Raw genomic sequence first — 25688 nt, 5'->3', positions numbered from 1 at the left:
CAATGAGTAATTATATTGAACGTTTTTAATATTACCAATTACTCATCAATTTGCGGGAATGGTGGAAATGGTAGACACACTTGATTTAGGATCAAGGTTTTGAGGGTTCGAGTCCCTCTTTCCGTACAATACATAAGTAATGAATAATAAGCAATGAGTAATAATAAAGAAAAATATTACTTATTACCAATTACTCATTACTTATAAACTTGGAAGAGTGGTGTAGAAGGTCTGCACGTTAGTCTGAAAAACTAAAGGTACAGGTTCAATTCCTGTCTGTTCCACCAAAATATAAATAATAAGTGATGTGCAATGAGAGTAATAATAAAGAAAAATATTACCCATTAATCATTACTTATAAAATTACTTCGATAGTGTAATGGCAGCATCTCAGTCTCCAAAACTGATGGTATTGGTTCGAATCCGGTTCGGAGTGCAAAACGGTGAATAGTCAATCGTGAATTTTGTTTCACAAGTGAATTTAAAAAATTGACAAGCTAAGCGAATTGACTATTCACAATTGACATTATTAACAAATAAGTATTTAAACAAACATGTAGAAAAAATGGAAACGCAACAACAAACATGGCAAAATATGACTGGGAAATTTTTCCAACATTCTATCACACAATTGGTAGAAGAAGCCATCCTCCGCGAACAAGCTAATGGACATCGACTGAAAGTTTGTGTGGGTTCAGACTCACATGTTTATGGTGACGCCATTAATTATGCTACGGCAGTAGTGTTTATTCGTGAGGGAAAAGGAGCGTTTACCTTTATCAGAAAAGAAAGAGAAATACAGAAGATCAGTATCAAAGAGCGAATGTTGAATGAAGTAAACAAATCCGTAGAAATCGCTTATGCAATTTGCTCTATTCTGGAAACTTATGATGTGGAAATGGAGGTACACGCAGACATTAATACCGACCCGGATTTTAAATCCAACGTAGCATTGAAAGATGCGATGGGATATATTCTTGGAATGGGATATGTGTTTAAAGCAAAGCCTTACGCATTCGCAAGTTCTAATTGTGCTGATATGATGGTATAAAATAGCTGGAAGTAGGATGATGGAAGTTTAAAACAATTCGATTACTTCCATCCTCCAGCTTCAAGCTTCCATTCAAAAAATTAAAATAAGAACCTTAAAACGAGTAACCATGTATTTTTTAATTCAGGCTAATGTGTATTTAGACCCAGATCATTATAAAATTTTTGATGCCTTGGAAGAGTTAAACATTGATTATGATGTCATTAATATTCCGCCAACTGCAGAAAAAATAGATTTCGAAACAGGCAGAAATGATGTTTTCGTATATGGCTCGGTGACAATTGCAAGATTGGCAAAACAAAATACCGATTGGTTTCCTGGTTCTTTTTATGGAGGTAATCACTTATATGAAGTGTATGCTACATATTATGGTGAAAATCTTCTTAATCACAAAGTTTCTGTTCACAAAATTTCAGAAGAATTGAGTTGGGGGAAAGATGAACTCAAATTCATTAAACCGTACAGCGAAGCGAAAATTTTTACAGGAAGAGTTTTCAATAAAGCAGAATGGAAAGATTTTGTTTTTGAATCCCTGGAAAATAAAACCAACAGAATTACAAAAGATTCTTTAGTTCAGATTTCTGAAGCGAAACGGACAATAAAAGAAGCTAGACTTTGGATTGTTGGTGGACAAATTATCGATGGAGGATATTATAAATTTAATGATAATGCTCTTTTCGAAGAACATGTTTCAGAAGACGGATTAAGCTTTGCCAATGAAATGATTCAACTTTTCAATCTTGCAGAAGCCTTTGTAATGGATATTTGTTTAACGGATGAAGGCTGGAAAATTGTTGAAATAAATTGTATCAATAGTTCCGGATTCTATCCTAATACCAACGTGAAAAGTATTATCAAAGCATTGAATATTTATTTTTCAAATTAAAAACTTTAAAAACTTGTAATGGACATTTTTAGATTAATTCAAGATATAAGAAAGCATTTGAATCTCAGTTTTGATGAGGTTGACAGATGGTTTGATAAAAATAAAGCTACGTTGAATCATCGACCTTCAAATGGAGGTTGGACGATTCAACAGATTTTAGAGCATGTTTATCTTACGAACTTCTATTTGTTGATTCTCATTGAGAAAGGTTCAAAAAAAGCAATGCGAAATTATCTGGATCTTGATTTAAATCTTGAAATTAAAAAATACAGTTTCAATAAAAAAAGGTTTGAAAAAGTAGGTGAGTATGGAGCTTTTGAATGGATAAGACCAGAACATATGGAACCAAAAGGAGAATTAAATTTAAATGAAATCAGAAGTTTAATTTCTCAGCAATATCATCAGTGTTTAAATTATTTAGACTTGATGAAAAACGGCGAAGGTCTCCTCTGTAAAACAACAATGACAGTGAATGGACTGGGGAAAATCAATGTGTATGAATACATTTATTTTCTTTCACTTCACGCTCAAAGGCACGTTACTCAGATGAAGAATAACGAATTAGAAACTATTAAAAATTAAAAAAATGATTTTCAAAACATATAACGCTATAGAAAATGCTTACCAAGCCCGTGTGATCGATCAGATCAAGTTACAAGGTTTTGGGGATGAGATTTTCATTGTACAGGAAAAGGTTCATGGTGCTAATTTCTCTTTCTTTACCGATGGAAAGGAGATTAAGATTGCCAAAAGAACTGCTTTCATCGAGAAGGATGAAAAATTCTATAATGCACATCAAATATTAGAACGTTACAGAAAAAACGTAATTGATGTGTTTCATAAAGTTAAAAATATCTATCCGGATTTGGAAACCGTAGTGATCTACGGTGAATTGTTCGGTGGAGGTTACAAACATAAAGAAGTGGAACCTGCTGAGGATGCAGTTAAAGTACAAAAAGGTATTGAGTATGCACCTTACAACGAATTTTATGGATTTGATATTAAGTTGAATGGGATTACCTATTTGGATACAGATGTAGCGAATGCAATTTTTGAAGAAGCAGGATTTTTCTTTGCTAAAATATTATTCCAAGGAACATTGGAAGTTGCTTTGGGATTCCCTAATGCTTTTAATTCTAAAATTCCGGCATGGTTAGGATTGCCTGAATTAGAGGATAATAGGTGTGAAGGAACAATTGTTAAAACTTTGAAAACCAAATATTTTGGAAACGGTGCAAGAATCATTTTGAAAAATAAAAATGAAAAATGGATTGAAAAATCTAAAATGGTTAAAAAAGATAAACCTGTTCAAAAGGAAGTTCATTTCAGCGAAACTGCCCAAAATATTTGGGAAGAAATGAAAAAATATGTAACCGTAAATAGGTTGAATAACGTGATAAGCAAGATTGGTGAATTTGAACCCAAAATGATTGGGAAAGTCATTGGTCTTTTCTCACAGGACATTTTGGAGGATTTTGAAAAAGATTTCCCGAAAATTTTCACAACGATAGAAAAAGGTGAACAGAAAAGAATCAATAAAAAATTGAATTCTTTGGTTATTGAAATTGTAAACGAAGAATTAATTTCAGCAAAAATATAGTTTCAGCAATTATACCAATGAAGATTTTTTTAATTTAAAAACAATTAAAAATGAAGAAGATAAGTACATTATTCAAAAAAGATATAAATAATTTAGGCAGAGTTATTAACGAAATTAATCTTGAAAACAAATGGGTTTTTGACGGAGAAGCTATTGCTACACAAAAGTTTGATGGTTCTGCATGCGCAGTGATCAACGGTAAATTATACAAAAGATATGATGCGAAGAAGGGTAAAATAGCTCCTGAAGGTGCGATTCCGTGTCAGGATGCAGATTTTGTTACTGGCCATCATCCGCATTGGGTAAAGTGTGATATTAATAAAAAAGAAGATACATATTTCTGGGAAGGCTTCCATGCTTTGGCTGAATTGGACAAAGTAGAAGATGGTACATACGAACTTATTGGTGAAAAAGTACGAAGCAATCCGGAAAATATTAAAGGTCATTTATTGGTTAAACACGGAACTCATATTCTTAGTTTAGAAAGTTTAGATTTTGAATTTATCAAAAACTTTTTAAGTAATTCTGAGAATAATATGGAAGGTATCGTTTTCCATCATATTGCTGATAACCGTATGTGTAAGATCAGGAAATCTGACTTTGGTGTACGTAGAAGATCGGTAAAAGAACTTATTGTGTAAAATAAAGATTAAGTTTCGGTAATTCATTTTATCGAAACTTTTTTACGTGTTAAATTTAAACCACAGAATAATCGGTTTATTTGTGCAGGGAGTTTGTCATTCTGACGAAGGAAGAATCTCTTCTTTATATTAAATAGATTCTTCACTCCACTTCGTTCCATTCAGAATGACAATAGGAATGGTTAATAAAAAATAAAAAAAATGTTACAAGCAGAAATAAAAAGTCTTTTAAGAGAAGACATTAGCATATTAATAAAAGTTCCCAATTCAGGAAAACACTATTTGTGTGATTGCGGGGAAGCGAGTTTACTGACAGTGAAAGAAATACAGTCGGTTTCAGCGATATTTATAAGCCATACCCATATTGATCATTTTTCAAATTTTGATGGAATTTTCAGACATCAAATTGGAAGCGGAGAAAAAATTGTGATTTGCGGTCCGAAAAATATTCATCATCAAATTGAAGCAAGGTTAAAATCTTACACTTGGAATTTAGTAGGTGAAAACGCTATCGAATATGAAATCAGAGAAATTGTTTCAAAAGAAGAAATTAATGTGTATAAAATTCGTCCACCACATTGGAATCTTGAATGGGTTAAAACCCAACATTTCCTTTTTGAAGATGAATATGTGAATGTTGATTTCGCAATTCTTGATCACAAAACAGATTCCATAGCTTATTTATTCAAGGAAAAAGATTCAGTCACTTTTAATGAAAATACTTCCGAATTTAAAAAAGGAAAATGGATCAGTGAATTGAAAACCGCTTTTGAAAATAACAATTCAGATAAAGAAATTGAGATTGAACAAACAGTATATAAAGCAGCAGATTTATTTCATTTGTTGGAACGTAATGCAGGATATAAGCTAGGTGTAATCATGGATCATGCAGTATGTGAAAACAATTATGAAAAAATAAAAACTGTTTTTAAAGAAGCAGATATGGTTTACATCGAAACATTTTACAAAGATGAAGATCAGGAATTTGCTAAACAAAACTATCACAGTTTTGCTACTGCATCCGGAAAAATCATGAATGAATGTGAAGTGAAAGAAGCAATTCCGATTCACTTTTCAAGAAGATATACAGAAAGCGACAAACTGGAAATTGAAACAGCTTTTTATAAAACATTTCGAGAAAATTAATTAAAAATTTAAACAAGACAAAAAATGAAACCCAATATATTTTTTACAGCAGACCATCATTTTGGTCATGAAAATATTATAAAATTTTCCGAAAGACCTTTTGAGTCTTTGGAACAGATGAATGAAGAACTCATCAAAAGATGGAATGAAAGGATCGGTAAAGACGATACTGTTTACCATTTGGGTGATATGAGTTTAGGAAAACCAGATTTCACCAAAGATATTTTAGATAGATTGAATGGTAAAATCTATTTGATAAAAGGCAATCATGAATATTCTGCTCTTCGAGTAGCAGATAGATTCGAATGGATTAAAGATTATCATGAATTTTCAATTGAAGATGAAGAAGCAGTTCATGGTAAACAGAAAATTATTCTTTTTCATTATGCGATGCGTACCTGGAATGCGTCACATCACGGAACATGGCAACTCTACGGTCATTCACACGGAACTTTACCGGATGATGAAATGGCATTGAGTATCGATGTGGGCGTAGATTGTCATAATTTTTATCCGATTTCTTACGAAGAAGTTAAAGATTTGATGAAAAAGAAAAAATGGACACCACCTTTTGCTCCAAGAAGCTAATATGAGTAATGAATAATTGGTAATGAATAATGTAAAAATCATTTATCATTTACCAATTATCATTTATTAAATTAATTATGAAAACAACAAACACAATATTAATCATCGACTTAGAGGCCACGTGTTGGGAAAACAATAGAATTCCCGCCGGACAAAAAGTAGATATTATAGAAATAGGAATTTGCGAATTAAATATAACAACACAAGCAATTTCCAAGAAACAAAGTATTTATGTAATTCCAGAAAGGTCTAAAATCAATAAATTTTGTACAGAGCTTACAGGAATTACTCCGCAGATGATAGAAGAAAAAGGAATTTATTTTGAAGAAGCCTGTGAGAAAATAAGTGATGAATATGATTCAACTTCCCTTACTTGGGCTGGTTTTGGAAACTTTGATAAAGAGCAGATCATGGAACAGTGTGATGAACTCGGCATTGAAAATCCTTTTTCAGAAAATTATATAAACGTGATGTATCAGTTCAAAAAGTATAATGGACTTTTTAAAATGATGGGTTTGAAAAGAGCCCTGAATTTCATGAACATGGATTTTGAAGGAAATCATCACAGCGGAGCAGATGATGCTTACAATGCTGCTAAAATTTTGAGAGAGATTTTGCAGTAAATTATTAACAATTAAAAATAAAAAGTGAAAACAACAGATAATATATTAATTATAGACCTCGAAGCCACGTGTTGGAATGACCGTCCGCCAAGAGGTCAAGAAAGTGAAATCATAGAAATCGGTGTTTGTATCATGGATGCAAAAACCGGTAAGGTTTCCAAAAATGAAGGGATTTTAGTAAAACCCCAATATTCAAAAGTAAGTCCGTTTTGTACGGAACTGACTTCCATTACTCAGCAAATGCTTGATGATGAAGGTATTTTATTGGAAGATGCATTAGATATTTTGAGAGCAGAATATGATTCTGAAGAGTTGACCTGGGCAAGTTATGGAAACTACGATTTAAACATGCTTCAAAATCAGGCAAGAAGATTCAATGTAGATTATCCTTTGAGTGATGACCATATTAATGTGAAAACTTTATTTGGGCAATTGCATCCGATTGTCAGAAAAAGTGTCGGAATGGCAAGAGCGTTAGGAGAATTAAATTTCAAGCTTGAAGGTACTCACCATAGAGGTGTTGACGATGCAAAGAATATTGCGAAGATTTTGCATTGGTGTTTGCAACAATAGTAATATTGCAACTTTGAAACTAAACATTTTTATATCGGCTCCCTTTTTATAGAGGGAGCTTTTTTATTTTCAAAATTATCCTGTCATTGCGAGGAGTGAAGCGACGAAGCAATCTCAACGGAAAATAATAGATTGCTTCACTTTCAGTTCGCAATGACCTAAAACACAATCAATTTTTATCGAAGATAAAATCCTTGCGCCTTATATACAACCCATTATCATTAAAAAATAGCGCCTTTGCGAAACTCCAACAAATAAAAAGTAAAACTTTTTTACAAATATATTTTCTACGCAAAAACACTGCGCAATACTACACTTACTTTGCATCATCAAAACAAAACAACACTGAAATTTTGAAAAACAGATTTTAGTTAAGATATCAGGCAAGTCTTGTTGGGTGTTTCTATATAGCACTATTGCAGAAGAATTTATTGAGAAATATTATTGATTCTGTTCAACTTAATTTGAAGGTTTGAGGAGTTTGCCAAAAAACTTCCATTATTTGCTATTATACGAAGGTTCGAATCCTTCTATTTCCGTAAGGGAATATAACTCAGTCTGGTTAGAGTGAATAGTTTTTTTTTGCGAGGGTTCGACTCCTTCTCTCAATGAAATTGAGATAGCTCAGGTGGTTAGAGCACTACACTTCCCATGTAGTTGAAGATAGACTGAAAATCTATTTTTTACAAAGTTTTTAATGTTTTTCTTTAAAAACATCTTAATAGAGAAAATTTGAGTTTTTTCAGTTGTTCAATCAACATTTTTGAAAAAGCCAGTAAGAAAGATTTTTTCTGAAAGTGAAATTCAATTGATGAATACCACAATTGAACGGAATTTTCTAATAAGAATGATTTTCTGTGTGAGCGATGGTAGCAGATGTTCTTTTTTGTAAGAGAAAAAGACAGAAGTAAACGTAGCAACCCGAGCTATTGCTTTTAGCGATGGTAAGGGACACACCCAAGGTCCTACTGATTGGAAACTAAGTTTAAGAACAGTATTCTGAAATGATTGGAGCTTTTTGAAACCTCTTTTCTTCCGCCATTTTTGGAATAAAAAATCTCGGTTTTCTCTTTTTAATTAAAATAATAACACTTAAAAAATAAAATAGAATGATAAAAAATGTACACATTAAAGCATACCAAATGGGTTTGGTCTTCAAAAATAGAAACTTAATTGAAGTTCTAAAAGAGGGTAATCATTATTTGTTTGGAAATAAATCGGTAGAAATTTATGAAATGAAATCCCGTTTCGAAGCAGGTGAAGATTTACCTATTTTGTTGAAAAATGAAACGCTTAAAAACCTTTTGGAAATTGTAGAGGTAAAAGATGGTGAGATCATTTTACTGTATGAAAATGAGAATTTTAAAGATGTTTTGAACGTTGGGAAATATGCATTCTGGAAAGGAGTTGTAAATAGAGAATTCCGAAAAATAGACTTAACAAAAGTTGAAATATCAGAAGAAATCTCTAAAACAACCTTGGAAAATATGAAGGTGAAAAGTTTTGTAAGAAAGTTTGTTGTACCTCACCATTATAAAGGATTATTGTTAATTGATGGAAAATTAACTCAGGTTCTTGAAAGCGGTACTTACTCCTTCTGGAATAATGAAACTTCTGTTGATATTAAAATTATTGATCCCAATTACGAAATAAAGTCCCAGTTTGCAACGCATGAAAATGTAGTTGTTTTACTAAAAAACGAAACGCTTAAAAGCCTTTTGGAAATTGTAGAGGTAAAAGATGGAGAAATCATTTTGGTATACGAAAACGGAACTTTAAAAGATGTATTGAATGTTGGACAGTATGCGTTCTGGTTAGGTATTACAGATAAAGAATTCCAAAAAGAAGATTTAACAAAAGTTGAAATTACAGAAGGTATTTCCAATACAATCCTAGAAAATGCAAGATTGAGAAATTATGTAAGAAAATTTATTGTTTCGAATCAACATACAGGATTATTGTTAATTGACGGAAAATTGACAAAAGTTTTAGAAGTGGGAACCTACTACTTCTGGAACAATGAAATTTCTGTTGAGGTAAAAGCCATCGATATGCGAATGCAGCAAATGGAAATTGCAGGTCAGGAGCTTTTGACAAAAGATAAAGCGATGCTTCGTATCAATTTTTATGTGCGTTTTCAAGTGGAAAATATTGAGAAAGCATTAATGGAAAACAAAGAATATGATAAACAATTATATATTTTAATGCAATTAGCACTGCGTGAATTTGTTGGAGCTTTAACATTGGATGAATTGTTGTTGAAAAAAGATGCTGTAGGAAAAGAAATCCTGGGAAACCTTGGAAACAAAGCTGGAGATCTTGGTCTGAAAGCTTCTGATGCAGGAATTCGTGATGTGATCTTAACCGGAGAAATGAAAGAAATTATGAATCAGGTTTTGATTGCTGAGAAAAAAGCTCAAGCAAATAGCATCATGCGTCGTGAAGAAACGGCTTCTACAAGAAGTTTGCTAAACACTGCAAAGCTAATGGAAGAAAATGAAGTCTTATGGAAGCTGAAAGAAATGGAATATATGGAGAAAATCGCCGATAAAATTGGGGATATTACAGTTTCCGGAAATAGTAATATTCTTTCTCAGCTGAAGGAGATTTTTGCAAAATAAAAACTAATAACTGTCATTATAGAGATGGGCTTTGTGAAAACAAAGCCTGTCTTGTTTTGTTTAATCAATTCAGATGATAATGAATTCATTAAAAGAGGAACTTAAATTAAGCTCCTCTTTATTTATTTATTTATTTTCCAGCCACTTCTCATAAGAAATCACCCCTAACTCAGGTTTGCCATCGCCTTCCAAAATCGAAATAAATTCAAGTTGATTTCCATCTGGATCATTGAAATATATTGCTAAAGCAGGCATCCATGAAAAAACCATAGGTTCATCAATACCGTCTTTTAAGAAATTATAAGGTTTTAAGTTTTTATTTTTTAAAAACTCAACAGAATAATTTAAGATATCTTCCTTCTCAGCTGAGAACGCGAAATGTCTTGGCTGTAAATTTTCTTTTTGTTCCCATAAACCCAGCATTGCTTCTTTTCCTTCTCCAATCCATAAAAATGCAATCGGGCGGGTTTCATCTCTATGGGCTAATTTCAATCCTAACACGTTAGTATAAAATTGTATTGCGTTTTCTAAATTGCTTACTTGTACATGAGTTTCATATAATCCTTTTATCATAGCTTACATTTTAATGTACACAAAGCTAGACAACGGATTTCCAAAAACTCCAAATTAGCAATTCCTTTATATAAAACGAATGATAGATTTTATCTAAACACGAACCGCATTAATGTTTTCACAAATATCACAATCAATCATTCGTGTTTTTAGTGCAAAAATTTGTGTCATTAGTATTTAAATCAAAAAAAATAAAAACTTTTTCACGAAAATTTCAACTACGCAAAAACACTGCGTAAAACTGTCCTTACTTTGCATAAGAAATCAGAGAGGAAATGATAATCCTCCAAAATGTTTAACTATAAAAACAGTAACCATGAAATTTAATTTTTTAAGAAAAGAGAATAAAGTAGTAATGAACTACCAAGGTGCAAAGGCATATACCATGACGCCTGCAGAAGAACTATATAGTGCTGTTGTGACTACAGGATTATCAAACACTTCGTATGAAAAAGGAAATGAAAGATTGGTAAGAATTCAGTCTCTGATTACAAAAAATGATCCGGAATTCGTTGCAAAATTGGCGGTTTATGCGAGAAAAGATATGTATCTGCGTTCTATTCCATTGGTTTTGACAACTGAATTGGCGAAACAAACCTCAGGTACAGATTTGGTAAGCAGAACGGTGGACGGAGTTATCCAAAGAGCAGATGAAATCACAGAATTGCTTGCGTATTATCAATTGGCGAATGAAAGAACAGATTTGAAAAAATTGAACAAACTTTCAAAGCAGATTCAAAAAGGTTTGGTAAAATCTTTCAATAAATTTGATGAATATCAATTCGCAAAATACAACAGAAAAGCTGAGGTTACTTTGAAAGATGCTTTGTTCTTGGTTCATCCAAAAGCAAAAGACGAAAATCAACAAGCCATTTTCAACAAAATCGTAAATGATTCGTTGGAAACTCCATACACTTGGGAAGTTGAGCTTTCCGTTTTAGGTCAGACAAAATTTGCTGATGATGCAGAAAAAAAATTAGCTTTCAAAAACAAATGGGAAGAATTGATTTTCAGTAATAAACTAGGGTATATGGCAACGTTGAGAAACCTTAGAAATATCTTAGAAGCCAACGTTTCATCAGATGCAATGTACAAAGTGTGTAATTATTTATCAGATGAAAGAGCAGTTAGAAATTCAAAACAATTGCCATTCCGATTTTTGTCGGCATATAGAGAATTGAAAACAATCGATTCACCTTATTTGTCATCAATCTTGGAAGCATTGGAAGATGCTGTGATGGTAAGTGCAAAAAACATCAAAGGTTTTGGTTTTGATACTTCGGTTGTGATTGCGGCAGACGTGTCTGGTTCAATGCAACAGCCTGTTTCTCCAAAATCTAAGGTCTTGTTGTATGATATCGGATTGTTGATGTCGATGATGTTGCAGTCACAATGTAAAAATGTGATTTCAGGTATGTTTGGAGACACTTGGAAAAGAGTTCCGATGCCTAAAAACGGTATCCTGAGAAATGTAGATGCATTTTACAAAAGAGAAGGTGAAGTGGGTTACTCTACAAACGGTTATTTGGTGATTGAAGATTTATTGAATAGACGTGAAAAAGTGGATAAAGTAATATTGTTCACCGACACTCAGCTTTGGGATAGCAATGGCGGTAGAAATTCCTTTGAAAACTCATGGAATCAGTACAAAAGTTTCAACCCGAATGCAAAATTGTATATTTTTGATTTGGCAGGTTACGGAAAACAACCGTTGGATGTCAGAAAAAATGATGTATACCTTATCGCAGGTTGGTCAGACAAAATTTTCGATGTATTGAATGCGTTGGAAGACCGAAAATCAGCGGTAGAAATGATAAAAAAAGTAGTGCTGTAAAAGGCACTGCTTTTAAAAATAAAAACGAATACCCATTAATTTTTTAGAAGCTATTTCCCGCTTTCCACTATATCTTTTTCGCCAACGCTTTTTTCAAAGCCTATTCAGAAAAAGGATGTCGTTGCAATCGGGGCTAGGAAAATGCAATGTTTTAATTAACAGTTAATTTGTCATTCTGAATGAAACGCAGTGAAGTGAAGAATCTATTTTAGAGATTGCTTCGTCATTTCATTCCTCGCAAAGACCTAAAAGCATCGGTGTAAATTTTTAATTTTAGCCGGAGTTTCCAAGTCTTGAACTTTTGGTTCTTTTGCTTCAAGGCAAAACGAATGAAACATAAAATAAATTTTAACTGCGTAAAAAGAATGCGTACTGCAGCAATATCTTTGCTACAACAAAAAACAATAACCATAAAAACTTAAAAAGTAAGTGTCGTAAAATAGAGTTACTTCGGGGGACAGCAATACAGGTTCGAATCCTGTTTCCTATTTTGGAGTGGCGTAAATGGTATCGCTCTGTCAATAAGTCTCTGTTTGAATTTTTACCTTACTTAAAAAAAATAACCGATGCCGTAAGAAAAGAAATACTTCGACTTCCAATTGAAAAATGAGTCTTTTCGCTATGTTGCTCGGTTTAAACTAACCAATGTCGTTACCATAAGAGTTTCATCGTCAAACTTCCAATTTGAAAAACATTCAAAAGCTCTTATAACTTGTTGCTTGGTTTTTAATTTAAATATAAATCATGGAAAGTATTTTCTACAGAATTGAACAAGATTTGAAAGCAGGCAGAAAGAAAAAAGCCTGCGACAGATTAAGAAATCTGATTAATGAATTTCCTGATGATATTTCATTAAGGGAAAAATTAGGACAGATTTATTACGATTCAGGGTTTAAAGATGAAGCTGGAAAATTTTGGATATTTTTTGAACCTCAGAATTTTGAAATGAAGGAAGCTGTTGAAATTTACAGAAATTCATTAAGTAATTCAGGAAATGCTATTTTAAAAGATATCGTATTTAGAGGAGATCGAAACCAACTTCCTGAATATGCCCAAAAAAAATTAAAAGAATTGGAATCGGACAGTTTTAAAAAGACAAAACATATTCCGGATTTTAAGCCTAAGCAAAGGGAAAAAGGAAATTATAAAGAACCAGAAAGGAGTTTTCTAGGTAAAATTGGAGTTTATCTTTTAATAACAGCTATTATTTTGATTCCTATATTAGGATTGGTAAAGCTTTTTGAAATTATAAATTCAATCTTTTTTAATAAATTTTAGCTACGTAAAAAGAATGCGTACTACAGCAATATCTTTGCTACAACAAAAAACAATAACCATGAATTATTATAAACCATGTCTTAAAGAAGCACTGTATTGAGGTTAATACTCAATACTTATGAAAAGATTAAAAACATTAAGACAATCTTTCGGAATCAATGAATATGGATTAATTGATTTTCCGAATAAAATTTCAAATGTACAGGTTTCCAGAGTTTTATATGGAGACAAAATGGGTTGTTCATGGTGTTTTCCACATGGCTATGATACAATTAATTCAAAAGAAGTTAAGTTTCAAAGAAATTGGAAAAAATACAGAAAAACCCAATGGAAAAATAAAAAGCAAGTGTCGTAAAATAGAGTTTCTTCGTTAAAGGGCGGTTTTGCAAGTTCGAATCTTGCTCCCGAATAATTCGGGATGGTGTAATTGGTTATCACGTCGCAGTCAAGTCTCTGTTTGAATTTTCACCTTGCTTTAAACAATCGATGCCGTACAAAAGAGTTCCTTCTACTTTACATTGAAATTAAAACTCTTCTTAAACATTGCTCGATTTTAAAATTATTTTAACAGAAAAATCAAGTATCGTTTTAGAATCATACTTCGAGATTGAGTAAACATTTGGGTCGCAGGTTCGAATCCCGCCTTCTTTGTTGTAAACGAGATATAGCTCAGTAGGTAGAGCAAAATGCACGGAAGATTCTATAATTATTACATTGATTTAAAAGATAAAAGAGTGCCGTAGAAAAGGCTTACTTCGATTAAAATTTAGACTTCAAAATCTATACAAAGTGCAATTTCCCGAATAATAGTAAGGAGCGGGTGCATGTCTGTCTTTTCGCTTTTAGCCTCTTTTTTATTGTAAAATTTATGCAAATAAGTGTCGTAGAGAAAGGTTCCTTCGTAAATATAACGGTCCTAAGGTAGCGTAATTCGGGCGACCGAACTAGCGAGGTTGGGTTGAAAACCAACTGGGCAAAAGTTTTCGTAAGAAAATGTAAGTCTCTAGTAGATGTAGAATTGCCGGCTCACTGCCCAAAACGGGTAAGAGCGGCGCTCTGAAAGAGCACACCTTTTTCGCCTGTTGCCTTATTTGCATTTAAAATAATAAAACAAGTGCCGTAGAATAGCGTTACTTCGCTCATTACGACGGGGTCGCAGGTTCGAGCCCTGCCTTTTCCACAAACTAAAACACAAACTATAAATAGGAAAAGTAGCTCAGTTGGTTAGAGCACGACTACGTTTTTTGCTTATCGCCTTGTTTTTTTGAAATATAAAAGTGTCGTAAAGAAAAATTGCTTCGTACCATCTATGGGGAGGAATAACGAAGTCGGTTACTCCGGCAAGGTTATCCGGTTCGATTCCGGCAAACGAATGCCCCCCTTTAATTTTTTTGCTTATTACCTTTTACTTATAAAAGCCCGATAAATTTATTTTTATCAGGCTTTTTTAAAATATTAAAATTTGAATGTTGTAATGTCTTTATCACACATCAAAAAGAAAAGGGCAATACCTAAATATTGCCCTTGCTTTTCATTTTTTAATTGGCTAAAGTTTATACGTTTAACCGATTTCAAAATTTCATCATTGTGTGTTTTGTAAAATTTAAATCAATGTGTTTCTTAAAGAATTCAACTGAAGCAATTTTCTAATTTTTAACTTATATCAGAAAAGAATAAGGGGCAATATTCTTATTGATATACATTTTTCATCATTTGTGTTTTTTATAAGCTCCACTCTTAACACTTGATTTATTTTACTGAGACAAATAGAAGAAAAAAATTATTGATATCAAAAAAAGAGATATACCATTTGTATACTATTGTAGTTTAAGTATTTGTTATTCAGTTGCTTTGTTTTTGACTAATCTTTGTTTGCTACAAGATTTCTTAGCCATATTCCCATATCTTCTTCAGTTTGCATGCTGAATTTTTTTCGCAAACTTTGTTTTCTGTTGCGTATAGTGTTTACAGATTTGAAAGTGTATTCTGCAATATCTTTAATTGTAAAGCCTAAAAAAGTATAAGCACAAAGAATAAGTTCCGATGTTCTTAAATTAGGACTGTGTTCCAACAGTTTTTTTTGAAATTCTGGATACACTTCTTGGAAGCGGAAATAAAATGAAGGATCATTTTTCTTGGCTAGGTCTATAACATCCGTATAAGCATCGTTTACTTTTTGTTGAAGCTCCTGCGTTTCAAAACTTTTTTGATAAATAATCTCTTCTTTATCCTGCAATGAGCTGTTAGCTTCTTTAATAATTGTTTCTTTATGTTTAAGGTTCTTTCTTAAGATCCAGTAAATAAAAAAGAATAGGATTATTAATACCAAAACACCGGTTAAAATCCATATTAATCTTTGATTTTCAGATGATTTGTATTCTTCTTCTTGATCTTTTAAAAGAATTTCAAGCGCATGTTCTACATTTTTATTTCTTTCTGTCAATAATTTTTTTTGCAGATTTAGATAAGTAGATTGATATTCATTTTGCTTCTCTTTGTTACCCAGCTTTCCATACAGATCAGAAATTTTATCATACAAATCATTATTAACGAAATGGTATGGAGTAATAGATTGATCTTTTATATTTTGAATGGCTTTTTCATAATAACCTATTGCTTCATGATATTGTTTTTGGCTAGCGTAATAATCTCCCAATGAAGTATAGTTAAAGAAGATGATAGGATCATTGTATTTTTGGTTGATCTTAATGCTTTTCTGATAATAATAAAAAGCAGAGTCTGGTTTTGTTTCAAGAAGTTCGGTACCTTTATATCTATAGAAATCAGATAATTCTAAATGCGAATCTCTTTCTGGAAGTTTTTTTAACTCATTATAGCATAATTGAGAGTAATATTTAGCAGAATCAGGTTTCGTTGATCCAATATTTAAATAGGTTCTTTGAAGTAAAATAATGGCATCTTTGTCCTTTTCTCCTTTCAATAGCTTTACAATACTAGGTAATTCTTTATCAAATTGAGATGTTAAGCCTAAACTATAATAGTTAAATGCTTTTACTTCTTTGAGCTGCGCCTGGATGAGCTTGCTCTTTTTAGAATACGGCTGCTGATAGGCTTTATTTATATAAACAAAGCTTTCTTTTTGTAATTCTAAAAAAGATAATGCACGCGCGATGTTATAATAACATTCTGTTATTTTTTTTGAGTCACCAGATTCTTCAGCTAAGAGACTTGCTTGTTTAGCATATTTTAGCTGATCTAGATTGTTAAATTCCTGTCGGCTTCTCTCTGCTTTTTGTAGTAAATTATCTATTTCTTTAAACTGATCTTGGCAAAACGCAAAGTTGGAAAGAATAATAGCAAAAAATACAATACTGTTTCTTATAAAATAATTTGTTGTGATCATACTAACTTTCGCCCCTTAAAGCTGTATAATTGTTATTGGGATTATTACAAATTTAAATAATTAAACTGAAAAATATAGTAAATAATATTTGTTTTCATTATTTGATTAATAATGTAAATGTAATTTATTGAATTTGATATTTTTTTTAATCTGTAGAAAGCAGTTGTAGAAAAAAGGAAACTAATAGTGGAAGGGTAAGTACTTGGGTTAGAAATATTACCCTTTTCCCGCTATTAATTTTCATCATTGTGTGTTTTGTATCATGTAAAATGGGGGCGATTTATACAGATACAGATTTCATCATTTGTGTTCTTAAACTTACCGTCTTCAATTTGAGGCAATCTGGTAAGCTTTCTTTCATTTTTACTTTTTAATAAATCTTTCGGTTAATCTGATTATTTTTTCATCATTTGTGTTGTAATCTTTTTTTGCTAGATGTTTCGATTGATTTACTGATACAAATAGATACAAAATTCATGAAATTGTCAAAAAAACCGCATACCATTTATGTACTACTTTTAGTTAAGTATTTGGGTATTAATTTTTTAATTAGTTTTTATCAAATTGAGAAATTAATTTAACAAATCATATTTAATAAATTATTCTGCTGTGAATATTGATTTTTTTTTAAGATTTACTATTATGTCACGAATTTTAGGGGTAAATTTTATGTTGTATTGTGTACAATTTCAATAATAAGTTTTAAAAATGATAAGCTTTAAAAAAAATGGCAGTTAGAATTTTATTAAAATATGTATTGGGTAATTATATTTTATTATAAATGATTTTGTAAAATGAGTGTATCGCTTTACCGGAGTAAGTACATATTTTATAACTTCAAGTTCTAATGAATATGTGATTTTTTTTCGATATGATAACATATGAAATAATAAAGGAGGGCTTATAGAAAATAGAAATATTGATAAATAAAAAAACAGGTGACGATTCACCTGTTTCCTTTATTATGTTAGAGCTTCGAATTCTACTTCAAAAGTCTTTTTCCATTTTGCCAATGTTGTTCGGCTAATTTTATATTTTCGAGACATATAACTTGTAGAAAAACCATGCTTCTTTTGATATTGTAAAAGCTTCAGCATTGTTTTCTTATCATATGTTTTTAATTTTTGATTGTTTTTTTGAGCTTCTTTTGATTGTTCAAATAACTTCTCATTAAAATTTAATACATCTTCACTGCTATTCAGATTATTAAGAAGTTCTTGGATTTTGGGTTCTTTTAATTTTTCAGGATGTTCCAGCCTTAGCATATCCTGATAAATCTTTTTATAATTAGGGCGCATGAGACTTTTATTTATTCGTTAATAGTATTATTCTTCTGTAGCCAACGGTGTAGCGTACTTTTTGGTATTGAATATTCTCTAATTACTTCACTTTGAGTCATCTCACCAGAGAGAATTCTTTTAATAATAAATTCTTTAATTTCCTGTGTATATATGTTTTTCCTGAAATAAGGTATTTTTTCAGATTTATTATGGTTTTTATTAACTGCTGATGGGGGAGCATATAAAATAAGATGCGAACTATAGAGTCTGAAAAAATCATATTCTAATAATTTACACCATCTTAGCAGAAGCTCTGTATCCATAGATTTGCTGGCTAACAATTCTTCAACAACCTCTTCTTCTTTATGTAAGAAATTACACATTCTTTCCATTGTAATTTCTTGTTCTGCAACTCTTTCTTTAATGAATTGTCCTATATGTATTTCTTTGTATAACATTTATTAAATAAATATTTGGGTATTAAAACTTTGCATTAAAAGAAAGAATAGGTAGCTGTTATATTTTTTTAACCGACCTTTTAGGAATCAGTTTTTTTATTCAAAAATAGTGTTTGAATGCAATTGTTGTAATAGTATAAAATCTGTATAGATTTTACTTACTGCAAAAATTTCAGTAAAATGAATATATGGTTTACTACAAAATCATTAATATATAAGGTATAATGATTTTTTTGTTTTCAGGTAGTTTTTATGTAAAGAATTCTTGCCTTTCTCAATGCTTTTAGCGATTATTCTTTTTTGATTCTCATCCAGTTCGCTTAATAAAACCTATATACTTATTTCAAACTTTCTTTTTTATAAGTATGAATAATATATTTATTACCTATTAAAGCTTTTTCATGCAATTCTCTTTATATAATTTGTTTGCTGTGATTCATTTCAATCTGCTCTTTTTTCCTGTAATTCGTTTCATTAATACAGGAAAAAAATTATCAACTTCTCTGTTTTCAAATATATAAAAAATAGGAGTTAAACCAAAAGAATGAATTAATAAATATTGTTAAAAATGAAATTTTAGTTAAAATTTAACATAATAAATCTACTTATTGGTGAAGTAATATAAGTTTTTCTCTATTATGACTAGGGATTTAAGCCGATCTGTATAATTTGATTTTATAATTGTCTAAAATGCTTGAAGTACATACCTTTGCACCGAAATGAATACCTATATTAATATTTTCAATCTTTCAAAGAAAATAAATTACAAAAATGAGTTACTCGCTGGTTTTACAGTAGCGATGACCATGATTCCTGAATCTCTTTCGTTTGCAATTTTAGCAGGACTTTCACCTTTAACAGGATTGTATGCTGCATTCATGATGGGGCTAGTAACTGCAATCTTAGGAGGCCGACCAGGAATGGTTTCCGGTGGAGCTGGTGCTACTATTGTTGTTTTAATTGCTTTAATAAAAACCCATGGCATAGAATATCTTTTTGCAACTGTCATTCTTGCGGGGATTTTTCAATTGTTGGTTGGCGTTTTCAAGCTTGGGAAATTTGTAAGATTAATTCCTCAACCTGTAATGTATGGCTTCCTAAATGGTTTGGCGGTCATCATTTTCATGGCCCAGATCGAGCAGTTTAAAATTACAGACAGCAATGGAGTTGTCAGTTGGCTTCAGGGGACATCCTTATATATTATGGGTGGATTAACTGCTTTAACGATTGCCATTGTTTACTTTTTTCCAAAAATAACAAAGGTGATTCCTGCTTCTTTGGTTGCTATTTTAATTGTCTTTGGAATTGTGTTAGGGTTTAATATTAATACGAAAACCGTTGGAGACATAGCCAGTATTAGTGGAAACCTTCCAAGTTTTCATCTTCCGCAGATTCCATTTTCATTAAAAACGTTAGAAATTATCTTTCCGTATGCCATGATTATGGCAGGAGTAGGATTAATAGAATCTCTTCTTACTTTGTCTATGGTTGATGAGATTACAGATTCGAAAGGAAATGCAAACCGTGAATCTGTTGCACAGGGTGTTGCCAATATTACCAACGGATTTTTCGGAGGAATGGGAGGTTGTGCCATGGTAGCGCAGACTTTGGTTAATTTGAATGCAGGTTCAAGAGCGAGGTTGTCCGGAATTATAGCATCCATTACCATATTAATTATCATCTTGTTTGGAGCTCCCTTTATTGAGAAAATTCCGATGGCAGCTTTGGTGGGAGTCATGATGATGGTTGCAATAAGTACATTTCAATGGGTTTCGATTAGAATTGTGAATAAAATGCCGAAGTCTGATATTTTTGTTGGGATTACGGTGGCTTTGATCACGATTGTTTTACATAATTTGGCGTTAGCTGTTTTAATAGGAGTGATAATTTCTGCATTGGTTTTTGCTTGGGATAATGCGAAAAGAATTAGAGCAAAAAAATATGTTGATGAAAAAGGAGTAAAGTATTATGAAATATACGGACCTTTATTTTTTGGTTCTGCAACAGCGTTTACAGATAAATTTGATCCCGCAAATGATCCTGATGAAGTAGTTGTAGATTTTAAAGAAAGCAGAATTGTTGATATGAGCGCTATTGATGCTTTAGATAAATTGTCAAAAAGATATGCTCAACAAAACAAAAAATTATATTTAAAACATTTAAGCGAAGACTGTAGAAAGATGCTTAAAAATGCAGAAGCAATCATTGAAGTTAATATTAAGGAAGATCCTACCTATAAAGTAATGCCTGAAGAGTAGGAGAGTTGTAGAGTGCTAGAGTTTGAAGGTTTGAGAGTGTAATTGGATTGTAATTTGGATGATTGAAGTTTAAAATAGTACGCAAACATCTGTGCAGATCTGTGAAATCTGTGGGAAATAAAAACATCCGCAAGAAAAAAAACTGCGTAATCAGCAAGAGAAAAAAAATGATCATTCACTCCATAACCCAAACAAGGACTGCAAAAATAAATTTACAGCCCTCGCTTTTTAAGTTATTACTAAATTTGAAATAAAATCTGGCACTAAAGCATAGTGCGACAATTTCATACTGATGGAAGCTCTACCACTTGTCAACGTTCTCAGATCAGAAATATATCCGAAAGTAGAAGCTAAAGGAACTTCCGCAGTGAATATTTTTCTTCCTGACCTTTCATCTATAGAAGTGATAATTCCTCTTCTCTTATTGATATCAGCCGTTACAGCTCCTGTATATTCTTCAATACTTTGAATTTCAACTTGCATGATGGGTTCCAATAATTTTGGTTTGCACTGTTTTGCAACAGCTTTGTACCCATCTCTCGCAGCAGTTTCAAAATCATAAGCCGCAGAATCTACACTGTGTGTGGAACCATCCAGAAGACTTACTTTCATATTTTCTAAAGGATAACCACTTAACGGGCCATTTTCCATAGCATCTTTGAAACCTCTTTCAACATAAGAAATGAATTCATTAGGAATCACTCCGCCCTTAATTTTGTTGATGAATTCCAAACCGGGTTTGTCATTTTCTCCAGGTCCGATCTCAAAAGTGATGTCTGCAAAATGTCCGCTTCCACCGCCTTGTTTAACGAGTTTTTCTCTGTGAGTTTTAGTCTCCGTTAAAATCTCTCGGTACGAAACTTTAGGTTTTCCCTGATTGATCTCGATTCCGTGATTCAATCTGATCTTTTCTAAAGTCACTTCAAGATGTAATTCACCTAAACCACTCAATAAAGTTTCTCCCGTTTGTTTGTCTCTTTCAACGACTAGGGACGGATCTTCTTCCTGAATTTTAGCTAAAACCAAGCCGAAGGATTTCTCATCAGCATTCGTTTTGGGTTCAATTGAAACTCGGATAACCGGAGCCGGAATTGTAATCGCTTCCAATACGACAGGTTTTTGAATAGAGGCTAAAGAGTCTCCTGTTTTAGCATCTTTTATTCCTGTTAAAGCAATAATGTCACCCGCTTTTGCTTCTTCAATGGTTAACGTTTTATCCGACTGCATTTGCAAAATCCTAGATATTCTGAAATTCTCATCGGTTCTCACATTGAGGACAGTATCACCGGATTTTATCTTTCCGGAATATATTCTTACCATCGCCAGCTTCCCCATATGTTTATCGATCACCACTTTGAAAACCAATCCTGAAAAAGTTTCTTCTTCATTTCTTTCCAGCTCAATGGTTTCTTCTGTTGTTGGATTTTTTCCTTTAATAGAAGTCAATTGATTAGGAGCAGGAAGATAACTTACAATCGCATCAAGCAAAGGTTGAACGCCTTTATTTTTAAAAGCAGAACCACATAAAACAGGAACAATTGCTCTGGCTTGGCAGGCTCTTTTTATCGCTTCAATCATCATTTCTTCGGAAATTTGAGTTTCAGAATTCATAAAAGCTTCAAAGAAAACTTCATCATATTCAGCCAATGTTTCCATTAATTTTAATCTGAATTCATCTGCTTCCGTTTTATAATTTTCAGGAACTTCCTTTTCAATAATCGTTTCGCCATTTTCATCCATCCAATACAAAGCTTTTTGTTTGATTAAATCAATAACGCCTTCAAAGTTATCTTCAGTACCAATAGGAATTTGTAAAGCCAAGGGAACTGCGTTCAATTTAGTTTTGATCTCGTTTAAAACTGCAAAGAAATCAGCTCCAATTCTATCCATTTTATTGATAAAACAGATTTTTGAAATTCCATGTTTCTCTGCTTGAAACCAAACATTCTCAGTCTGTGGTTGCACTCCCGAAGAAGCACAGAAAACAGCGACAACGCTATCTAAAACACGTAAAGAACGCTCAACTTCCACGGCAAAATCAATATGTCCCGGAGTATCAATAATATTGATATTAAAAACATGTTGGTCCTTTTTCCATTGGGTTGAAATGGCTGCGGATGAAATGGTAATTCCTCGGTTTTTCTCCTGAATATCTTTATCCATCGTTGTATTCCCATCGTCTACGTTTCCTATCTTGTGGATCATACCTGTGTAATACAGTAATCTTTCCGTGAGTGTTGTTTTTCCGGCATCTACATGTGCTATTATCCCTATATTTCGTGTGTTGTATTTCATTTTGTTAAATTTAAATTGTTGATTTTTAAGGTTGTATTGGAATTCTTAAGCGTGTGGATTTATTAATCCTACCTTTTTATTTTAGTAAGAATTTTTTTCTTTGCGTTAAAAATTGAAGACAACCAACTTGAATTTTAGAAAGCTGGAAATTGGGTAGCAAAAAAGACCTATCTGGATAGATAGGCCTTTTATTATATTTTGATTTTATAAAGGTCGATACTATTCAGATAAATATTCAGTGCTACCAAAGAACACAGCTCTGATAGGATTGTTTAAAGTTATAATATTTATCATTTTTGTTGACATTGTTGATTTTTAATCGGTTGCGAAATTATAAAAAAAAATGAAACAACAAAAACTTTTTATCATTTTTTTTGAATTTAAGGAAATCTGTTCTTAATTTGCTAATAACTGTACAAATCATAAAGTTTCATAAAACAGAGAATGATCACTTTGGATTTATGATAAAAATTTTATCTTTGGGAAGAATTGGAAAATTCAACGCAAATTGATGATGAGAAAATTAAAAATCTTTTGTAACAAAAGAGCCGAATAAAATTTTTAACTTATATCGTTTTGAAAGTAGATATAGACATTCACAACCACCATCATTTTTCTTTTGATCTGTGGCTTACCTTAATAAAATCTCATCCTGAATTTAAAGCAAAAAGAGTTGAGCTGTTCTCCTCGTTTTTTAACATTGATAAACCCATTGATGAGGTTGCGAAATTCGTAAAATATTACGATGATCTTTGCAATACAATTAATGAAGTGTCAGGAGGTAATATTGATACTTTTGAAATTTATTTATTGATTTTAGGATCGTTGAATGCTGACTTGAAACAGATTAATAAAGATCAATTAAACCAATTCTATGCAAAGAGCGAAACGCTTTTTCTGGAATATAAACCCGTTATCATTTTTGAAAATATTCATCAGTTTTTTGATGAAATTAAAAATCAGGGAAAGACGATTAATATTTTAAGTAACACAGGATTTATCAAAGGTAAAACAATGAGAAAATTCCTGATTAATGAAAATCTTGATCAGTATATTGATTTTCATATTTATTCGGATGAATTGAATATCTCTAAACCCAATCCTCTCGTTTTTCAGGAGGTAAAGAATAGAGCAAATCAAGAGTTGGAGATGAACCAAATTCTACACATTGGAGATAATCCGATTGCCGATTACAAAGGAGCAAAGGATTTTGGATTTAACGCATATTTACTAAAAAACTAATAAAAATGAATAAAAGGTATAGTTTACACCACATTCATTCGGCGGATGAATTTACTTTTTCGCCTGCTGAATACAGCTATTTTAAATATGGCGATAAATCATATGCTGAAAAATTTGCAAAGGAATTATTTGACGGATTTATTTCTGAACATGAAGATATTTTAAATACAGAGAAAGAAATTGTGGTTTTGCCAAGTCCTTACATGGCGATTCCTACAGCTTCTAATTTTTTATGTTTTTATTTTAAAAAGTATCTGGATTTTTACTTATTTCAAAAAGGAAAAAAATCGAGTATTTTATCAAAAATTAATAGAAATCATACCTATACGACAGATTATGGGAATTTGAGTTTTGAAGACCGTAAAAATCTGATAGCCAATGATACTTATTATCTGGATAAAGATTTTTTAAGAGGAAAACTTTGTATTTTTATAGACGATATAAAAATCACAGGAAGTCATGAATATACAGTGAATAAAATTTTGGATGAATTTAATGTAGAAGCAGATTTTTTATTCATGTATTATGCTGAATTAATGAATTTTGAATTGGATCCTACCATTGAAAATTTCTTTAACTATTATGCAGTAAAAAATGTAGAGCATGTAGTGGAAGTAATGGTGAAACCAAGTTTCCAATTTAATACAAGGATTGTAAAATATATTTTAGGCCTAGATTCAAGTAATTTTGAGTATCTTACGTCTAAAGTAACAAATGAGCATATGGATAGTTTGTTGGAGCTGGCAATCAGCAACAATTATCATTTAATAAAAGAATACGAAAACAATATAAACACTTTAACGCAAACTGAATTATATTATGGCTATTAACTTACAAAAAGGACAAAGAGAAAATATAAATGCCCCTAAATTTACAATTGGTTTAGGATGGGATACCAACAATACTTCTACAGGAGGAGCTTTTGATTTAGATGCTTCTTTATTTTTATTAGGAGAAAACAAGAAATTGGTTTCAGATAACCATTTTATTTTTTATAACAACCTGGAGTCTCCGGATAAAGCAGTGATTCACTCAGGAGATAACTTAACAGGTGATGGAGACGGTGATGATGAGCAAATTAAAATTGATTTAACTAAAATTGATTCTGCTATAAAGGAAATTACTGTAGTAGTTACCATTCACGAAGCTGAATCTAGAAAACAAAACTTCGGACAGGTAAGGAATTCTTTCATCAGAATTGTGAATACAGAAACGAATGAGGAAATCTTGAAGTACGAACTAGACGAAGATTTCTCTATTGAAACGGCGGTAGAATTCGGAAGAATCTACAACAGAAACGGAGATTGGAAATTCGAAGCTGTAGGCGCAGGTCAGAGAGAAGGTCTTGACAAATTTGTATCAATGTATCAATAATTT

At 31.8% G+C, this 25688-nt stretch carries 22 protein-coding genes and 3 tRNA genes; 20 read left to right on the top strand and 5 right to left on the bottom strand.

The window, feature by feature from the left end:
• Positions 1–52: 52 nt before the first annotated feature.
• The 13 genes from BUB80_RS07925 (at position 53) to BUB80_RS07865 (ending at position 9729) form a co-directional block, all read left to right on the top strand.
• A tRNA-Leu gene (locus tag BUB80_RS07925) sits at positions 53–126 on the top strand.
• Positions 127–211: 85 nt separating this feature from the next.
• Positions 212–287 (top strand) — tRNA-Phe (locus BUB80_RS07920).
• Between the two features lie 78 nt (positions 288–365).
• Positions 366–436 (top strand) — tRNA-Trp (locus BUB80_RS07915).
• 129 nt (positions 437–565) lie between these two features.
• Positions 566–1051, top strand: coding sequence for a ribonuclease H-like YkuK family protein (locus BUB80_RS07910; RefSeq protein ID WP_054510553.1), 486 nt, complete (start codon positions 566–568; stop codon positions 1049–1051).
• 109 nt (positions 1052–1160) lie between these two features.
• Positions 1161–1937, top strand: a complete 777-nt coding sequence (locus BUB80_RS07905; RefSeq protein ID WP_073292394.1) for an ATP-grasp domain-containing protein — start codon at positions 1161–1163, stop codon at positions 1935–1937.
• An 18-nt stretch (positions 1938–1955) separates the two neighbouring features.
• Positions 1956–2519: a DinB family protein gene (locus tag BUB80_RS07900; protein WP_073292393.1), complete on the top strand. Its 564-nt coding sequence runs from the start codon at positions 1956–1958 to the stop codon at positions 2517–2519.
• A gap of 4 nt (positions 2520–2523) precedes the next feature.
• On the top strand, positions 2524–3537 hold the full coding sequence (locus BUB80_RS07895) for an RNA ligase, Rnl2 family (protein WP_073292392.1): 1014 nt from the start codon (positions 2524–2526) through the stop codon (positions 3535–3537).
• A 50-nt stretch (positions 3538–3587) separates the two neighbouring features.
• Entirely contained in the window at positions 3588–4178 is a 591-nt protein-coding gene (locus tag BUB80_RS07890) for an RNA ligase 1 family protein (protein ID WP_073292391.1), read from the top strand.
• Between the two features lie 201 nt (positions 4179–4379).
• The gene (locus BUB80_RS07885; RefSeq protein WP_073292390.1) at positions 4380–5324 is read left to right on the top strand and encodes an MBL fold metallo-hydrolase; all 945 of its coding nucleotides are present in this window, start codon (positions 4380–4382) and stop codon (positions 5322–5324) included.
• 24 nt (positions 5325–5348) lie between these two features.
• On the top strand, positions 5349–5912 hold the full coding sequence (locus BUB80_RS07880; protein WP_073292389.1) for a metallophosphoesterase: 564 nt from the start codon (positions 5349–5351) through the stop codon (positions 5910–5912).
• A 77-nt stretch (positions 5913–5989) separates the two neighbouring features.
• Positions 5990–6535, top strand: a complete 546-nt coding sequence (locus tag BUB80_RS07875; protein ID WP_073292388.1) for a 3'-5' exonuclease — start codon at positions 5990–5992, stop codon at positions 6533–6535.
• Positions 6536–6559: 24 nt separating this feature from the next.
• Positions 6560–7108: a 3'-5' exonuclease gene (locus BUB80_RS07870; protein ID WP_073292387.1), complete on the top strand. Its 549-nt coding sequence runs from the start codon at positions 6560–6562 to the stop codon at positions 7106–7108.
• 1109 nt (positions 7109–8217) lie between these two features.
• Positions 8218–9729, top strand: a complete 1512-nt coding sequence (locus tag BUB80_RS07865; protein ID WP_228433724.1) for a slipin family protein — start codon at positions 8218–8220, stop codon at positions 9727–9729.
• Between the two features lie 126 nt (positions 9730–9855).
• On the opposite strand, the gene BUB80_RS07860 is transcribed toward BUB80_RS07865, so the two are convergent.
• The gene (locus tag BUB80_RS07860) at positions 9856–10302 is read right to left on the bottom strand and encodes a VOC family protein (RefSeq protein ID WP_073292386.1); all 447 of its coding nucleotides are present in this window, start codon (positions 10300–10302) and stop codon (positions 9856–9858) included.
• A 316-nt stretch (positions 10303–10618) separates the two neighbouring features.
• Here BUB80_RS07860 and BUB80_RS07855 point away from each other — a divergent pair, with 316 nt between their 5' ends.
• The 3 genes from BUB80_RS07855 (at position 10619) to BUB80_RS07845 (ending at position 13769) form a co-directional block, all read left to right on the top strand.
• Positions 10619–12136, top strand: coding sequence for a TROVE domain-containing protein (locus tag BUB80_RS07855; protein WP_073292385.1), 1518 nt, complete (start codon positions 10619–10621; stop codon positions 12134–12136).
• Positions 12137–12880: 744 nt separating this feature from the next.
• Positions 12881–13414: a DUF6584 family protein gene (locus tag BUB80_RS07850; protein WP_073292384.1), complete on the top strand. Its 534-nt coding sequence runs from the start codon at positions 12881–12883 to the stop codon at positions 13412–13414.
• A 118-nt stretch (positions 13415–13532) separates the two neighbouring features.
• Positions 13533–13769, top strand: coding sequence for a phosphate ABC transporter substrate-binding protein (locus BUB80_RS07845; protein ID WP_073292383.1), 237 nt, complete (start codon positions 13533–13535; stop codon positions 13767–13769).
• Positions 13770–15275: 1506 nt separating this feature from the next.
• Here the strand turns inward: BUB80_RS07845 and BUB80_RS07840 are convergent.
• From BUB80_RS07840 to BUB80_RS07830, 3 genes are all read right to left on the bottom strand, one after another.
• Entirely contained in the window at positions 15276–16778 is a 1503-nt protein-coding gene (locus tag BUB80_RS07840; RefSeq protein ID WP_073292382.1) for a tetratricopeptide repeat protein, read from the bottom strand.
• A gap of 962 nt (positions 16779–17740) precedes the next feature.
• Entirely contained in the window at positions 17741–18076 is a 336-nt protein-coding gene (locus BUB80_RS07835) for a hypothetical protein (RefSeq protein ID WP_073292381.1), read from the bottom strand.
• Between the two features lie 11 nt (positions 18077–18087).
• Positions 18088–18516 (bottom strand): helix-turn-helix domain-containing protein, encoded by a 429-nt coding sequence (locus BUB80_RS07830; protein ID WP_073292380.1) that lies wholly within the window; start codon positions 18514–18516, stop codon positions 18088–18090.
• A 719-nt stretch (positions 18517–19235) separates the two neighbouring features.
• Between BUB80_RS07830 and BUB80_RS07825 the strand changes: the two genes are divergently transcribed.
• Positions 19236–20774, top strand: a complete 1539-nt coding sequence (locus tag BUB80_RS07825) for a SulP family inorganic anion transporter (protein ID WP_073292379.1) — start codon at positions 19236–19238, stop codon at positions 20772–20774.
• 228 nt (positions 20775–21002) lie between these two features.
• Here the strand turns inward: BUB80_RS07825 and fusA are convergent, their stop codons facing one another.
• Positions 21003–23069: an elongation factor G gene (fusA, locus tag BUB80_RS07820; RefSeq protein WP_073292378.1), complete on the bottom strand. Its 2067-nt coding sequence runs from the start codon at positions 23067–23069 to the stop codon at positions 21003–21005.
• Positions 23070–23645: 576 nt separating this feature from the next.
• On the opposite strand from fusA, the gene BUB80_RS07815 reads away from it, so the two are divergent.
• The 3 genes from BUB80_RS07815 to BUB80_RS07805 are packed head-to-tail and all read left to right on the top strand — an operon-like array spanning position 23646 to position 25685.
• The gene (locus tag BUB80_RS07815; RefSeq protein WP_073292377.1) at positions 23646–24311 is read left to right on the top strand and encodes an HAD family hydrolase; all 666 of its coding nucleotides are present in this window, start codon (positions 23646–23648) and stop codon (positions 24309–24311) included.
• Between the two features lie 5 nt (positions 24312–24316).
• Complete coding sequence (locus BUB80_RS07810) at positions 24317–25141, top strand: phosphoribosyltransferase family protein (RefSeq protein ID WP_073292376.1); 825 nt, start codon at positions 24317–24319, stop codon at positions 25139–25141.
• Positions 25131–25685: a TerD family protein gene (locus tag BUB80_RS07805; RefSeq protein ID WP_073292375.1), complete on the top strand. Its 555-nt coding sequence runs from the start codon at positions 25131–25133 to the stop codon at positions 25683–25685. The genes BUB80_RS07810 and BUB80_RS07805 overlap by 11 nt, the downstream gene beginning before the upstream one ends.
• Positions 25686–25688: the final 3 nt, after the last annotated feature.

The organism is Chryseobacterium polytrichastri, from assembly GCF_900142445.1.
GTDB lineage: Bacteria > Bacteroidota > Bacteroidia > Flavobacteriales > Weeksellaceae > Chryseobacterium > Chryseobacterium polytrichastri.
The sequence above is the reverse complement of the archived record's forward strand: the minus strand, read 5'-3'. Positions and strand labels throughout refer to the sequence as shown.

Coding starts and splice junctions, on each gene's coding strand:
- BUB80_RS07850 (WP_073292384.1), top strand. CDS start 12,881: ATGGAAAGTATTTTCTACAGAATTGAACAAGATTTGAAAGCAGGCAGA.
- BUB80_RS07810 (WP_073292376.1), top strand. CDS start 24,317: ATGAATAAAAGGTATAGTTTACACCACATTCATTCGGCGGATGAATTT.
- BUB80_RS07835 (WP_073292381.1), bottom strand. CDS start 18,076: ATGCGCCCTAATTATAAAAAGATTTATCAGGATATGCTAAGGCTGGAA.
- BUB80_RS07865 (WP_228433724.1), top strand. CDS start 8,218: ATGATAAAAAATGTACACATTAAAGCATACCAAATGGGTTTGGTCTTC.
- BUB80_RS07860 (WP_073292386.1), bottom strand. CDS start 10,302: ATGATAAAAGGATTATATGAAACTCATGTACAAGTAAGCAATTTAGAA.
- BUB80_RS07825 (WP_073292379.1), top strand. CDS start 19,236: ATGAATACCTATATTAATATTTTCAATCTTTCAAAGAAAATAAATTAC.
- BUB80_RS07890 (WP_073292391.1), top strand. CDS start 3,588: ATGAAGAAGATAAGTACATTATTCAAAAAAGATATAAATAATTTAGGC.
- BUB80_RS07855 (WP_073292385.1), top strand. CDS start 10,619: ATGAAATTTAATTTTTTAAGAAAAGAGAATAAAGTAGTAATGAACTAC.
- fusA (WP_073292378.1), bottom strand. CDS start 23,069: ATGAAATACAACACACGAAATATAGGGATAATAGCACATGTAGATGCC.
- BUB80_RS07805 (WP_073292375.1), top strand. CDS start 25,131: ATGGCTATTAACTTACAAAAAGGACAAAGAGAAAATATAAATGCCCCT.
- BUB80_RS07875 (WP_073292388.1), top strand. CDS start 5,990: ATGAAAACAACAAACACAATATTAATCATCGACTTAGAGGCCACGTGT.
- BUB80_RS07905 (WP_073292394.1), top strand. CDS start 1,161: ATGTATTTTTTAATTCAGGCTAATGTGTATTTAGACCCAGATCATTAT.
- BUB80_RS07895 (WP_073292392.1), top strand. CDS start 2,524: ATGATTTTCAAAACATATAACGCTATAGAAAATGCTTACCAAGCCCGT.
- BUB80_RS07900 (WP_073292393.1), top strand. CDS start 1,956: ATGGACATTTTTAGATTAATTCAAGATATAAGAAAGCATTTGAATCTC.
- BUB80_RS07845 (WP_073292383.1), top strand. CDS start 13,533: ATGAAAAGATTAAAAACATTAAGACAATCTTTCGGAATCAATGAATAT.
- BUB80_RS07840 (WP_073292382.1), bottom strand. CDS start 16,778: ATGATCACAACAAATTATTTTATAAGAAACAGTATTGTATTTTTTGCT.
- BUB80_RS07885 (WP_073292390.1), top strand. CDS start 4,380: ATGTTACAAGCAGAAATAAAAAGTCTTTTAAGAGAAGACATTAGCATA.
- BUB80_RS07880 (WP_073292389.1), top strand. CDS start 5,349: ATGAAACCCAATATATTTTTTACAGCAGACCATCATTTTGGTCATGAA.
- BUB80_RS07910 (WP_054510553.1), top strand. CDS start 566: ATGGAAACGCAACAACAAACATGGCAAAATATGACTGGGAAATTTTTC.
- BUB80_RS07830 (WP_073292380.1), bottom strand. CDS start 18,516: ATGTTATACAAAGAAATACATATAGGACAATTCATTAAAGAAAGAGTT.